The organism is Micromonospora chalcea (assembly GCF_002926165.1).
Lineage (GTDB): Bacteria > Actinomycetota > Actinomycetes > Mycobacteriales > Micromonosporaceae > Micromonospora > Micromonospora chalcea.
Window position 1 is genome coordinate 1 of sequence record NZ_MAGP01000016.1, and the last position, 12,905, is coordinate 12,905.

The following is a 12,905-nucleotide window of genomic DNA, read 5'->3' on the forward strand; positions in this document are numbered from 1 at the left end:
GGGGTGTCGGGCCGGGCCGCGAGGGCACCCGCTCGTCGCCCCACGGGACCAGGCGCACCTGGTCGGCCGGGGAACGCCCGCCGCCGAGCACGGCGGTGACCACCGCCTCGGGGCCGAGGATGCCTTGCACCCGGCTCAGCGCGCGGTGCGCCCGCTCCCGTTCCGCGCCGGTCTCCCCCCACAGCCCGGGTTGCAGGCCCGCCTGGGCGAGCACCCCGTCGGGCACCAGCCGCAACCGGACGATCCCGGCGGTCGGGCGGGCCGGGCGCGTCCCGCCCCGGCCGTTGCTGCCGGTGAGCCAGCCGTCGAGCTGCCAGCGGACCCGGTCGGCGATGGCCGCGGCGGTGAGCAGGCCGTCGTGCCGCCAGACCCGGTGCAGCTCCTGGCCGTGCGCGGTGACCGCCTCGATGCCGAGCCGGGTGCAGGCCAGCCCGTACCCGGCCAGCCGCTCGTGCAGCAGTTCGGCGAGCGTGCGGGCGGCGAACGCGGCGGCGTCGACCCGGTCGACCGGCTCGTCGTAGTCGGCGGTGACGATCAGGTCGGCGGGCGGCTGCCGGACCGCGAGCGGGCGGTCGTCCCGGCCGCCGGCGAGCCGGTGCGCCAGCGCGCCGTCGAAACCGAACCGGGCCAGCACGTCCCCGGCGGGCAGCGCCGCGAAGTCGCCGAGGGTGCGGACGCCGAGCCGGCGCAGCAGGTCGGCCAGGGCGGGCCGGCCGAGCGCCTCGACCGGCCGGGTGGCCAGGAACTCGCGGGTGCCGCCGGGCGCCACGATCCGCCCCTCCCGGGCGGCCAGCCCGGCCGCGAACACCCCGTCGGCGATGCCGACCTGGCTCTCCACCGCGCAGCTCTGCGCGACGTGCTCGACGATCCGCTCGGCCGCCGCCTCCTCGCCGCCGAGGTAGCGGCTCGGCCCCCGGGCCGCCGTGGCGCAGGCGCCGGGCCGGATCACCTCGATGCCGGCGACCACCTCCTCCACGGCGGCCACCACCGGTTCGAACGCCCGCGCGTCCCGCCCCGGGTCGTGGTCGACCACCGTCAGGTGCGGGCAGCGCCCCTGCGCCTCCCGGCGGCGCAGCCCGCGCCGGATCCCCTCGGCACGGGCCCGCTCGGAGCAGGCGACCACCCGGTTGGCGTGCAGCACCACGACCGGGTCGGTGGCGGGCACCCCGTCGACGATCTCGGCGGCGAGGACCGGCCAGTCCGGGCACCAGAGCAGCAGCGTCCGCTGCGGTACGCCGCTCACGCCGGCCCGGCCACGGCGGGCGTACGGGCGGGCGGAGCCACCACGCGCAGCCGGCGCGACGGCGCGGCGGACGGTGCGCCGAACCCGGCCGAGCGGGGGATCACCCGGGTCAGCTCGTCGCCGGGCAGCCACACCTTGATCTCCTTGGGGCGGGCGGCGGCGCCCCGCCCCCGGGCCGAGACGGTCACCTCACGGCGGCGCAGCCGCCCGCGACCGGCACCGAGCCCCTGCCAGACGCCCCGGACCACCTGGAGCGTGACGTCCGCGCCGTCCCACCGGCCGTACGGGACGAGCACGCTTCCGCGCTGCCGGGCGCGGGCGGCCAGCCGGGTGGCGATCGAGGCGGAGACGGTCGCCGGCACGGCGGTGACCACCACGTCGACCCCGTCGATGAGCGCGGCGACCACTGTGGGCCACTCCGGCCCGGGGTCGGGCACCAGGGCCAGCCGGTCCAGGGCGATGCCCGCCTCGGCGGCGGCGCCGGCCCCGAAGGTGGGTACGCCGACCACGGCGCACCACGAGCCGGCCCGGGACGCCTCGGCGAGCAGCGCGAGGATCAGCGAGGTGGCGCCGCTGCGCCGGGGCTGGCCGGCGCCGACCGCGACGGTGCTGCCGCGGCGCAGACCACGGTTGGGCAGCAGCCCGGTCAGCTCGGCCCGGACGGGCAGCACCCGGTGGCCGCCGGCCGGGTCGGGCGCGCTCGCCGGACGGACCGGCTCGGCCAGGGCGGCGGAACCGACCACCATGCGGCCCGCCATCGGACCAACCCCCCGTCGTGTTTCCGCCACGGGCCCGCCCGTGGATGGTGCTGTGGATCGTGTGCTGTGGATCGTGCCGGTGCTGCGGCACGCGCGTGCCGGGTGTGGGAGCGGCGCCCGGCCACCCGGGGTCCCGCCGGTGGTGGCCGGGCGCCACGAATCAGGCGGCTGCCGCTCCGGGCCGGGTCGGGGAGTCGGGGGCGCCGCGCCGCAGGGGCCGGGGCAGGCCGTCGAGCGCCGGCTGGTGGGCCAGGCCGAGCGCGGTCTCCACCACTGTCACGAACTCCTCGGCGGCGCGTAGCAGGTCGTCGGCCTCCCGGGCGGTGACCACGCGGGGGATGCCTGCTTCGGCGGCGGCCCGCTTGCTCGCGCCGGCCGCGAAGTAGGCGGCCCACTCGTCCAGCTCGGGGGCGACGGTGGCGAGCAGCACCCAGACGCTGGTGATCCGGTTCCGCCGGGTGGGCGCGGGACGGGCCCGGGCGGCGAGCACTGCGGCGGCGGCGCGCAGCGCCGCGAGGTGGGCGGCGGCGTACCGGAGACCGTCGGGACGGGTGCGGGCGGCCTCGGCCAGCCCGTCGCGGGCCACCGCGAGCAACTGGGCGGGGGTGCGGTGCGGCAGCACGTGCGCGGGCACCGTGGGCGCCTGGGCCGGACTGGTCGGCATGGGTCTCTCCTCCGCGTGTGGCCGGGGCGGGCGGTCGCGCGACGGGGAAACCGTCGCCCGGTCGCCCGGAGCGGTCGGTGCGGAGGAAGACGCACCTTCAGGTGGCTGGCCGGCCGGGTGTGGACGCTTCCCCACACCCACCCCCGGCCGGCGTGCCGGCGGGTCCGTCGCCCGCCGCCCGGGGGTCGTGGGCGGCGGGCGACGACCTGCCTGACGGGCCCGGACTCGCGACTGTCCGAACCCGGTGCGGCCCGCGGTGCCGCACCTCCCGGAAGCCGGTGCCGCGAAACACCGCTTCCGGAGCGTTCGACGGGTGCCCGACCGGTCGGACCGGAGCCGGGCCAGCCGGGGAGCTGAGCCGCTATCCGCTCTAACCGAATCGAACACTCGTTCTAACTACCCTGACAGTACACCTCCCTACCGACGAAAACGCAACGTGTGACGCGCCGGGGACACACGGGAGGGCCACGGCCCCCGGCGGGGCCGGACCGGGGGTGAGGGAAGAATGGGGGCATGCAGCCACACCCGAACGTGCAGGCGGTGCAGCGCGCGCTCGACGAGGCGGGCGCGCGGGACGGATCGGGCGAGGCCAGCCTCGTCCGACTGCTGCCCGACGCGGTGCACACCGCCGCCGCCGCGGCCGAGGCGCTCGGCGTCGCCGTCGGCGCCATCGCCAACTCGCTGATCTTCGACGCGGACGGCGCGCCGCTGCTGGTGCTCACCTCCGGCGCGCACCGGGTGGACACCGCCGGGCTGGCCGCCACGCTGGGCGTGACCCGGCTGCGCCGGGCCACCCCGGAGTTCGTCAAGCAGCACACCGGGCAGGTGATCGGCGGCGTCGCCCCGGTCGGCCACCCCGCGCCGCTGCGCACCGTCGTCGACACCGCCCTGACCGGGTACGACGAGGTGTGGGCCGCCGGCGGCGTACCCCGGGCGGTGTTCCCCACCACGTACGCGGAACTGCTGCGGATCACCGCCGGCGCGCCGGCCGAGGTGGCGTGAACCCCGAACTCGTCACGCTGCACGTGTGGCGTGTGCCCCGGCGGGCCGTACCCGGTGTGCCGGCCCGGATGGCCACCCACCCGGCGCGGCTGCGCCGCCTGCCCGGCGTCCGCTTCGCCAAGCTGCTCGGCACCGGGACCGGCACCGGATTCGGCCCCGGCGACGCCGACCTGACCCGGTGGGCCGCGCTCGTGGTCTGGGACTCCCCCGCCGACGCGGCCGGCTTCGACGCCTCCCCGGTCGCCCGCTCCTGGGCCCGGATCGCCCGCGCCGCGGTACGGGTCGACCTGCGCCCGCTGACCAGCCGCGGCCGGTGGTCCGGCCGGGAGCCGTTCGGCGCGCCGTCGGGCGGGCGGGTCACCGGTCCGGTGCTGGCGCTGACCCGGGCCCGGCTGCGGGCCCGCCGGGCGGCCACGTTCTGGCGGGCGATCCCGCCGGTCGCCACCGAGCTGCACGCCGCGCCCGGCCTGCTCGCCCGCTTCGGCGTCGGCGAGGCGCCGCTGGGATGGCAGGGCACGGTGAGCGTGTGGCGCGACCCGGCGGACCTGGTCGCGTTCGCGTACCGTTCCCCCGAGCACCGCGCCGCGATCACCCGCACCCCCACCGAGGGCTGGTACGCGGAGGAACTGTTCGCGCGGTTCGCGGTGGGCGACGTGGTCGGCGACCGCACGGTGCTCGGCTGGGCCGCCGAGGGCGGCCCGGAAACAGCGAGAGGGTACGCATGAGGCTGGTGCGGTGGACACCGGACGACCTGGTCCGGCGGCTGGACGACGTGGTGGCCGTCTACGGCGAGGCGATGGGCTACCGGCCCGACCTGCTGGAGGCCCGCCGCGGCTACATCGCCACCCACGTACGCCGGCCCGGCTTCCGCGCCGTCGCCAGCCTCACCACCGAGGGCCACCTGGCCGGCTTCGGGTACGGCTACCGGGGCGCGACCGGGCAGTGGTGGCACGACCAGGTGCACCGGGCGCTGAACGCGCGGGACCGGCAGCGCTGGCTGGCGCACCCGTTCGAGGTGGTCGAACTGCACGTCCGCCCGCCCGCGCAGGGGCACGGCCTGGGCGCCCGCCAGTTGCGCGCGCTGCTCGCCGTGGCCGAGGGCGACACCACGCTGCTGTCCACGCCGGAGGCCGACGAGGAGAAGTCCCGGGCCTGGCGGCTGTACCGCCGGTTCGGCTTCGTCGACGTCCTGCGGCACTTCCACTTCCCCGGCGACGAGCGGCCGTTCGGCGTGCTCGGCCGGGACCTGCCGCTGCGCCCGCCGGACGCTCCATGAGAGCCCGGCTGCCCTGGGCGCTGCTGGCCGCGCTGATCCTCGCCCAGATCTGCTACCCGCTCACCGGCGGCGCGACCCGGGCCGGACTCACGGTGGCCACAGTGGTGCTCGGCTGGCTGCTCTCGGTCGGCCACGCGCTGCTCACCCGCGGCGTCCGTACCGCCGCCGCGCTGGTCGCGGTCGTCACCGGCGGCGGGTTCGCGGTGGAGGCGATCGGCGTGGCCACCGGGTTCCCGTTCGGCACCTACGACTACTCCGGCGAGCTGGGCCCGAAGCTGGCCGGGGTGCCGCTGATCATCCCACTCGCCTGGACCTGGATGGCCTGGCCGGCGTGGCTCACCGCGGTCCGGCTGGTCCGCTCCCGCCCCGCCCGGATCGCGCTGTCGGCGGTCGGGCTGGCCGCCTGGGACCTGTTCCTCGACCCGCAGATGGTGGCCGAGGGCTACTGGACCTGGCGCGACGCCACCCCGGCGCTGCCCGGGCTGCCCGGCATCCCGGTCAGCAACTACCTGGGCTGGCTGGGCTTCGCGGTGCTGCTCGCGGTCGCGCTGCGCCCGCTCGCCGGTCCGTCGGTGGACCGGACCGACGGCCGGGACGCGCCGATGTTCGCGCTCTACCTCTGGACGTACGCCTCCAGCGTGCTGGCGCACGCGGTGTTCCTGCGGCTGCCGGCGTCGGCGCTGTGGGGCGCGGCCGGGATGGCGGTGGCGGCGGTGCCGCTGGCGGTGACGCTGTGGCGGGCCCGCCGGGACCGGGCCGGAACGCCGGAGCCGGCGCCGCGCGTCGACGCCCCGGCATGATCGCCACCCTCGCGCTGGCCGTGGCGGTCGCCGCGCTCACCGGGCACACGATCGTCAACGCGTACGCCTGGCTGCGCCGCCCGGCCGCCGGCCCGGCCGAGGTGACCGAGCCGGTGGCGGTGCTGCTGCCGCTGCGCGACGAGGCCGAGCGGGTCACCCCGTGCCTGCGCGCGCTGCTGGCCCAGCGCGGCGTGCCGGACCTGCGGATCGTGGTGCTCGACGACGGCTCGACCGACGGCACCGCCGACGTGGTCCGCGCGGTGGCCGGTGACGATCCCCGGCTCACGCTGCTCACCGGCGTCGCCCCGCCGCCGGGCTGGCTGGGCAAGCCGCACGCCTGCTGGCAGCTCGCCACCCGGACCGCTCCGGAGCCGGCGGTGCTGGCCTTCGTCGACGCGGACGTGGTGCTCACCCCGTACGCGGTGGCGGCGGCGGTGACCGAGTTGCGCGCGGCGGACGCGGCGCTGCTGTCGCCGTACCCCCGGATCGTGGTGCGGACGGTGGCCGACCGGCTGGCGCAGCCGCTGCTGCAGTGGTTGTGGCTGACGTTCCTGCCGCTGCGCGCGATGGAACGCTCGCGGCGGCCGTCCCTCGCGGCGGCGGGCGGGCAGTTCCTGGTCGTGGACCGGGCCGGCTACCTGCGGGCCGGCGGGCACGCGGCGGTGGCCGACAAGGTGCTGGAGGACGTCGAGCTGGCCCGGGCGGTGAAACGGGCCGGCGGGCGGATCGCGCTGGCCGACGGGTCCCGGCTGGCGTCCTGCCGGATGTACGACACCTGGCCGCAGCTGCGCGACGGCTACACCAAGTCGCTGTGGGCGACGTTCGGGCACCCGGCCGCCGCGGCGGCCGTGCTGGCGCTGCTGTTCGCGCTCTACGTCGCGCCGCCGCTGCTGGCGCTCGGGGCGCTGCTCGCCAGCGCGCCGGCGGTGGCCGCCGTGGCGTTCCTGGCCTACCTGGCCGGGGTCGCCGGGCGGGTGGTCAGCGCCCGCGCCACCGGCGCGCGGGCGTGGCCCGACGCGCTCGCACACCCCGTGTCGGTCGTGGTCCTCGGTTGGCTGACCGTCCGGTCGTACCATCTGCGGAAGCGACACCGGCTCACCTGGCGGGGTCGCCCGGTCACCTAGGAGGGTCACGCCATGGCGCGCATCGTGGTCATCGGCGCCGGGGTGGGCGGGCTCGCCACCGCCGCCCGGCTCGCGGTCACCGGGCACGAGGTCACCGTCCTCGAACGGGCCGGCACGGTCGGGGGCAAGCTCGGCCGGTACGCCCACCACACCCCGGAGGGGGTGTGGCACTTCGACACCGGGCCGAGCCTGTTCACGCTGCCGCAGGTCTTCCACGACCTGTTCGAGGCGACCGGCGCGAAGCTCGACGAATACCTGGACCTGGTCCCGCTGGACCCGATCGTGCGGCACGTCTTCCCCGGCGACGGGCAGGCGCTCGACTCCTGCGCCGACCCGGACGAGTTCGTTGCCCGGATCGGCGCCGCGTTCGGCGACCGGTCCGCCGCCGACTGGCGCGGGCTGTGGCGGCGCGCCGGCCGGGTGTGGGCGGCCTCGCACCGGGACATCCTGCGCCGTACCGTCGACTCGCCGCGCGACCTGGCCGCGCTGGCCTGGCGGCTGGGCGACCTGGCCGCCATCGGCCCCGGCCGCAGCCTGCGCGGGCTGGGCCGCCGCCACCTGTCCGACCCGCGGATGCGGATGCTGCTGGACCGGTACGCCACGTACACCGGCGCCGACCCGCGCCGCGCCCCGGCCGCGCTCGTCGCCGTCCCCTACGCCGAGCTGGCGTACGGCGGCTGGTACCTGCGCGGCGGGCTGGGCACGCTCGCCGACGCGCTGCTGTCGCGCTGCCTGGACCTGGGCGTGGTGGTACGCACCGACGCAGCGGTCACCCGGATCGACGCCGCGGGCGGGCGGGTGCACGGGGTACGCGTGGCCGGGTCGGCCGCGCCGGTGCCGGCCGACGTGGTGGTCGCCAACGTGGACGCGCTCACCGTCTACCGGGACCTGCTGCCCGACCCGCGCCGGCTGGCCGCGCTCACCGACCGCAGCCTGGCCGGGTTCGTGCTGCTGCTGGGCGTGCGCGGCGACTCCGGGCTGGCCCACCACACCGTGTTCTTCCCCCGCGACTACGACGCCGAGTTCGACGCCGTGTTCGGCGACCCGGGTCGCGGGGTGCGGGCCCGCCCGGCCCCGGACCCGACCGTGTTCGTCACCGCCGCCGACGATCCGGCGGTCCGCCCCGACGGCCACGAGGCGTGGTTCGTGCTCGTGAACGCGCCCCGGCACGGCACCGCCGCGAGCGCCGTGGACTGGCGGCGGCCCGGCCTGGCCGAGGCGTACGCGGACCGGATCCTCGACGTGCTGGCCGAGCGCGGCGCCGACGTGCGGGACCGGCTGGTGTTCCGGGAGATCCGTACCCCGGCCGACCTGGACGCGGCCACCGGCGCGCCGGGCGGGGCGATCTACGGCACCGCGGGCGGGCTGCTGCGCCCGGCCAACCGGGGGCCGGCGGCCGGGCTCTGGCTGGTCGGCGGCTCCAGCCACCCGGGCGGCGGCCTGCCCATGGTCACGATGTCCGCCGAGATCGTCGCCGAGGCGGTCGGCCCCGCCTGGTGAGGGGTGTAAGGAAGGGCCCCCTATTAACGCCTCCGGTAGAGGAAGGGCCCCTTATTAACGCGAGGCGCCCGCCGCCCGCCGCGCGCCTCGCGTGGGCGCGGCGGGGCTGCGCGGGCGCGGGCGCGGCGGTCAGCCCGCGTCGACCAGGGCGCGGCGGACGGCGGAGAGCAACTGACCCAGGCCGAATCCGGCGAGCAGCACCCACACCGTGGTGGCCATGGTGATGGTGCCGGCCGTCAGGTCGGCGTCGATCAGCCCGGTGAGCCCGGCGACGAGCAGCCCGACCAGCGCCACGCTGACCCGGGTGGGCCGCTCCCCCACCGTCACCGCGCCGATCTCCCGCATCCCCGCCGACACCGCGCGCGCCCGCACGTACTCGTGCAGCCAGGACAGGCCCCCGGCCGCCGCGACCAGCGCGCCCGGCGCGCCGAGCAGCCAGAACGCGATCAGCCAGGCCACCTCGCCGAGCCGGTCGGCGACCGAGTCGTAGACGTAGCCCAGCCGGGTGGTGCGGCCGGTCGCGACCGCCACCGCGCCGTCGACGCTGTCGGCCACCGCCGCCAGCAGCACGAACAGCGCGCCCAGGAACGGTCCGTCGCCGGGCCGCTCCGCGAACAGGGGTACGCAGAAGCAGAGCAGCACCCCGAACACGGTCACCGGGGTCGGGCCGACGCGCAGCCGGCCCAGCACGTAGCCCACGTGGTAGGCGAAGCGCAGCCAGGCACGCACCACCGGCGCGGCGGTACGCGGATCGAATCCGCCGTGCAGCCGCGCCCACGCGGTCGCGTACTGGTCCCAGTTCAGCTGTGTGCCCACCACGGATCAACCGTAGAAGCACGGCGCGGGTGTCGTGTGGCGGGTGGTCACACCCGTGCGGCCGCGCGCAGCCGCTGCCACACCTCGCGGGTCGCGGTGGACCGGTTGAGCGTGATGAAGTGGATCCCCGGCACGCCCTCGTCGAGCAGCTTCTCGCACATCTCGCTCGCCTGCTCCACGCCGAGGCGGCGGACCGCCTCGGGGTCGTCGGCCACCCGCTCGAACCGCTCGGCGAGCGCCGGCGGGAACGGCGCGCCGGACAGCTGCACGGAGCGTTCGATGGTGCCGATCTGGGTCACCGGCATCACCCCGGCCAGGATCGGCGTGTCGCAGCCGGTGGCGGCCACCCGGTCACGCAGCCGCAGGTAGTCGTCGGCGTCGAAGAACATCTGGGTGATCGCGAACTCCGCGCCGGCCCGGCACTTGCGCACGAAGTACGCGGTGTCGCTGTCCACGTCCGGCGAACGCGGGTGCTTGTACGGGAAGGCGGCCACGCCGACGCTGAAGTCACCGCTGTCGCGGACCAGCCGGACCAGGTCCTCGGCGTACCGGACGCCCTCGGGGTGGGCGATCCACTCGCCGCCCGGGTCGCCCGGCGGGTCACCCCGCACGGCCAGCACGTTGCGCACCCCGACCGAGGCCAGCCGGCCGATCACGTGCCGCAGCTCGGCGACCGAGTGGTTCACCGCGGTCAGGTGCGCCATCGGCAGCAGCGTGGTCTCGGTGGCGATCCGCTCGGTCACCGCCACCGTGGTGTCGCGGGTCGAGCCGCCCGCGCCGTAGGTGATCGAGACGAACGAGGGGCGCAGCGACTCCAGCTCGCGGATGGCCTGCCAGAGCAGCTTCTCCCCGGCCTGTGTCTTCGGCGGGAAGAACTCGAAGGAGAAGGTGGGGCGGCCGTCACGGATCAGCTCCCCGATGGCCGGCTGGGGATTGGGGAGGACCGAGGGAAGACCGAGCGCCACGGACCGACTGTAGCCGGGAGCGCACGGCTTACCGAGGGTCTTCCCAGCCCGCGAACACTTCGCGGCGCGACGTCGTACCCCGGGGGTAGAAAGACCACAGCGCGGTGGGGCGGCCGACGGCCGTCCCGGGGGCCCGCGCGGGGGTCGCACGACTGTGACGCGCCGGTGCCAGCCGGACGTCCGCGTCGCCATTTCACGTCGTCGCCCCCGGAGGTCACCATGATCCCGTCCTGGCCGCCCGGTCCGCGGCTGCTCGGGCCGCTCCTGGCCGAGCTGCGGGCCGCCCGCGGCTGGAGCCAGCAGCGCCTCGCCGCCGAGCTCTGCGCCGCCTCCGGCGTGCCCACCCTGACCCGGCACGAGGTGTCCCGCTGGGAGCGTCAGCTCCGGCTCCCCGGCGACTTCTGGTCCGCGTGGCTGGCGACGGTCCTGGGCGTGCCCGGCGAGCTGCTCGCCGGGGCCGCCGCCAGCAGCCGCCGGCTCGGCGTGACGCCGGTGGCCGTCGACCCGGCCGGGTCCCGGGCCCGGCTGGCGCTGCTCACCCTGGCGCACCGCTGGGCCGCCGACCCGGGCGGCGGCACGCTGGCCGGTCCGTTCACCGGCCCGGCGACACCGCCGGTCCCCGGACCGGCCACCGGCGACGGGTACGGACCGGCCCGCGCCGCCGACCGCGCCGGCCCCGTCCGGGGGCACCCGGCGGACGGGGCGTCACTGGCCACGCTGCGCCGCTGGGACGACCTGCTCGGTGGCGGCGACCTCGCCAGCCTCGGCGCCCGCCGGCTGCGCCGCTCGGTCCGCGGTTACCGGCGCGCCGGGCCCGCCGGCCGGCGGCGGATGCTGCCGTCGCTGGCCGAGTCGGCGCAGCTCGCCGGGTGGCTGGCCGCCGACGCCGGCGACCTCACCGGCGGCCTGGTCGCCTACCGGCTGGCGCTGCGGGCCGCGGTGGCCGCCGGGGAGCCGCCGCTGGCCGGGCACGTGCTCGGGTCGGCCAGCCACCTGCTGTCCGACGCCGGTGACGCGGCCGGCGCGCTGGTCCTGGCCCGGATCGGGTACGCGGCCAGCCGCGCCACCGCCTCCCCGGGGCTGCGGGCGCTGCTGCTGCACCGGGTCGCGCTCGCCGCCGCGCTCGGCGGGCGGCGTCGCGCCGCCGGTGAGGCGCTGGCCGGCGCCGACCGGGCCGGGCCGCCCGAGCCCGGCCGGGAGCCGCAGTGGCTCTACTGGCTGGACGCCGCCGAGCTGGCCGCGATGACCGGACGCACGCTCGTCGCGCTGGGGCGGGCCGCCGCGGCCGTGCCGCTGCTGACGCCCGTGGTGACAGCGCCGGGCCGCCCGCGCCGCTCCGCCGTGTACGGCGGCTGGCTGGCCCGGGCGCACCTGGGGCTCGGCGCGGAGCCCGAGGCGTGCGCGGTGGCCGGCGAGGCGCTGCTCGACGCGGTCCGCTCCGGTTCGCCCCGGGCCGTCGGCCAGCTCACCGAGTTCCGCCGCGGGCTGGCCCGCCGTCCGCCCGGACCGGCGACCCGGGGGTACGCACGGCTGCTCGCGGCGACCCGTCCGTACCTGCCGTCACGGCACCCGTGGCGGCCGTCGCCGCCGGTGAGCTGCGAGGCACGCCGGGACGGCGGCACGACGGGAGCGGGCCCGAGCCGCTAGCGTCGTGGCGTGACCCACGCTGCTCCCGTTTCCCCCGTCGACCGTGCCGGCCTGCGTCAGCGGATCGACAAGGCGCTCACCGAGTTCCTGGCCGGCCAGCGCGGCTGGCTGACCGCCGTCGACGACGGCCTGCTGCCCGTCGCCGAGGCGATCGAGGCGTTCGTGCTGGGCGGCGGCAAGCGGCTGCGCCCGGCGTTCGGCTACTGGGGCTACCGGGGCGCTGGCGGAGTCGACTCCGGCCAGGTCGTCGCCGCCCTGGCCGCGCTGGAGTTCGTGCAGGCCAGCGCGCTGATTCACGACGACCTGATGGACCGGTCGGACACCCGGCGGGGCGAGCCGGCGGTGCACCGCAGGTTCGCCGCCCGGCACCGGGCGGCCGGCTGGGGCGGCGACGCGGACGCGTTCGGCGACTCGGCCGCGATCCTGCTGGGTGACCTGTGCCTGGTCTGGTCCGACGAGCTGCTGCACTCCTCCGGCCTGCCGCCGGCGACGGTGGCCCGGGCCCGGCCGGTCTTCGACGAGATGCGCACCGAGGTGACCGTCGGGCAGTACCTGGACGTGCTGACCCAGGCGACCGCTGACACCTCGCTCGACCGGGCGGCCAAGGTGGCTCGGTACAAGTCGGCGAAGTACACGGTCGAACGGCCGCTGCTGCTGGGCGCCGCGCTGGCCGGCGCCCCGGCCGAGGTGCACGCCGCCTACTCCGCGTACGGGCTGCCGCTGGGTGAGGCGTTCCAGCTCCGCGACGACGTGCTGGGCGTGTTCGGCGACCCGGAGCTCACCGGCAAGCCGGCCGGTGACGACCTGCGCGAGGGCAAGCGGACGTACCTGGTGGCGGCCGCCCTGGAGACGCTCGACGAGGCCGGCCGGGAGGCGCTGCTGGCCGGGCTGGGCGTACCGGACCTGGACGCGGCCGGGGTGGACCGGCTGCGCGAGCTGATCACCTCCAGCGGCGCGCTGGAGCGTGCCGAACGGCACATCACCGCGCTCACCGAGAGCGCGCTGGCCGCGCTCACCGCCGTCGACCTGGACACCGAGGCCCGCCAGGCGCTGGTGGACCTGGCCATAGCCGCCACCCGCCGCCCCGCCTGACAGCCACTCCCCCCGCGC

At 77.6% G+C, this 12,905-nt stretch carries 13 protein-coding genes; 8 read left to right on the plus strand and 5 right to left on the minus strand.

Translation table 11 applies throughout. From position 1 onward, the window contains the following. From BAW75_RS03125 to BAW75_RS03135, 3 genes are all read right to left on the minus strand, one after another. The coding region (locus BAW75_RS03125) for a DNA polymerase Y family protein (RefSeq protein ID WP_104112560.1) at nt 1-1,243 on the minus strand (1,243 nt) is incomplete at its 3' end. After that, nucleotides 1,240-2,001 (minus strand): hypothetical protein, encoded by a 762-nt coding sequence (locus BAW75_RS03130; protein ID WP_104112561.1) that lies wholly within the window; start codon nt 1,999-2,001, stop codon nt 1,240-1,242. The genes BAW75_RS03130 and BAW75_RS03125, both read right to left, overlap by 4 nt. Nucleotides 2,002-2,161: 160 nt before the next feature. Then, nucleotides 2,162-2,665: an SAV_6107 family HEPN domain-containing protein gene (locus tag BAW75_RS03135; protein WP_043329447.1), complete on the minus strand. Its 504-nt coding sequence runs from the start codon at nt 2,663-2,665 to the stop codon at nt 2,162-2,164. A gap of 513 nt (nt 2,666-3,178) precedes the next feature. On the opposite strand from BAW75_RS03135, the gene BAW75_RS03140 reads away from it, so the two are divergent. The 6 genes from BAW75_RS03140 to BAW75_RS03165 are packed head-to-tail and all read left to right on the plus strand — an operon-like array spanning nt 3,179 to nt 8,367. After that, a complete protein-coding gene (locus tag BAW75_RS03140; protein WP_043329446.1) occupies nt 3,179-3,667 on the plus strand; it encodes a YbaK/EbsC family protein in 489 nt (162 codons plus the stop codon). Next, nucleotides 3,664-4,392, plus strand: coding sequence for a monooxygenase (locus BAW75_RS03145; protein WP_043329444.1), 729 nt, complete (start codon nt 3,664-3,666; stop codon nt 4,390-4,392). The genes BAW75_RS03140 and BAW75_RS03145 overlap by 4 nt, the downstream gene beginning before the upstream one ends. Further along, entirely contained in the window at nt 4,389-4,943 is a 555-nt protein-coding gene (locus BAW75_RS03150) for a GNAT family N-acetyltransferase (RefSeq protein ID WP_104112562.1), read from the plus strand. The genes BAW75_RS03145 and BAW75_RS03150 overlap by 4 nt, the downstream gene beginning before the upstream one ends. Beyond that, complete coding sequence (locus tag BAW75_RS03155; protein WP_104112563.1) at nt 4,940-5,743, plus strand: carotenoid biosynthesis protein; 804 nt, start codon at nt 4,940-4,942, stop codon at nt 5,741-5,743. Before BAW75_RS03150 ends, BAW75_RS03155 begins: the two co-directional genes overlap by 4 nt. Then, nucleotides 5,740-6,867 carry a glycosyltransferase family 2 protein gene (locus BAW75_RS03160; RefSeq protein ID WP_104112566.1) on the plus strand — a complete coding sequence of 376 codons (1,128 nt, stop codon included), beginning with the start codon at nt 5,740-5,742 and terminating at the stop codon, nt 6,865-6,867. The genes BAW75_RS03155 and BAW75_RS03160 overlap by 4 nt, the downstream gene beginning before the upstream one ends. A gap of 12 nt (nt 6,868-6,879) precedes the next feature. Next, nucleotides 6,880-8,367: a phytoene desaturase family protein gene (locus tag BAW75_RS03165; RefSeq protein ID WP_104112564.1), complete on the plus strand. Its 1,488-nt coding sequence runs from the start codon at nt 6,880-6,882 to the stop codon at nt 8,365-8,367. A gap of 129 nt (nt 8,368-8,496) precedes the next feature. Here the strand turns inward: BAW75_RS03165 and BAW75_RS03170 are convergent, their stop codons facing one another. Together BAW75_RS03170 and metF are read right to left on the minus strand one after the other, a co-directional pair. Beyond that, nucleotides 8,497-9,186 (minus strand): CDP-alcohol phosphatidyltransferase family protein, encoded by a 690-nt coding sequence (locus BAW75_RS03170; RefSeq protein WP_064445211.1) that lies wholly within the window; start codon nt 9,184-9,186, stop codon nt 8,497-8,499. A 44-nt stretch (nt 9,187-9,230) separates the two neighbouring features. After that, nucleotides 9,231-10,148, minus strand: coding sequence for a methylenetetrahydrofolate reductase [NAD(P)H] (gene metF / locus BAW75_RS03175; RefSeq protein ID WP_064445210.1), 918 nt, complete (start codon nt 10,146-10,148; stop codon nt 9,231-9,233). A gap of 219 nt (nt 10,149-10,367) precedes the next feature. Between metF and BAW75_RS03180 the strand changes: the two genes are divergently transcribed. Both BAW75_RS03180 and BAW75_RS03185 read left to right on the plus strand, forming a co-directional pair. After that, nucleotides 10,368-11,795 carry a helix-turn-helix domain-containing protein gene (locus BAW75_RS03180; RefSeq protein WP_244206000.1) on the plus strand — a complete coding sequence of 476 codons (1,428 nt, stop codon included), beginning with the start codon at nt 10,368-10,370 and terminating at the stop codon, nt 11,793-11,795. Nucleotides 11,796-11,804: 9 nt separating this feature from the next. Continuing rightward, a complete protein-coding gene (locus BAW75_RS03185) occupies nt 11,805-12,887 on the plus strand; it encodes a polyprenyl synthetase family protein (protein ID WP_104112565.1) in 1,083 nt (360 codons plus the stop codon). The last annotated feature ends 18 nt before the right edge of the window (nt 12,888-12,905 follow it).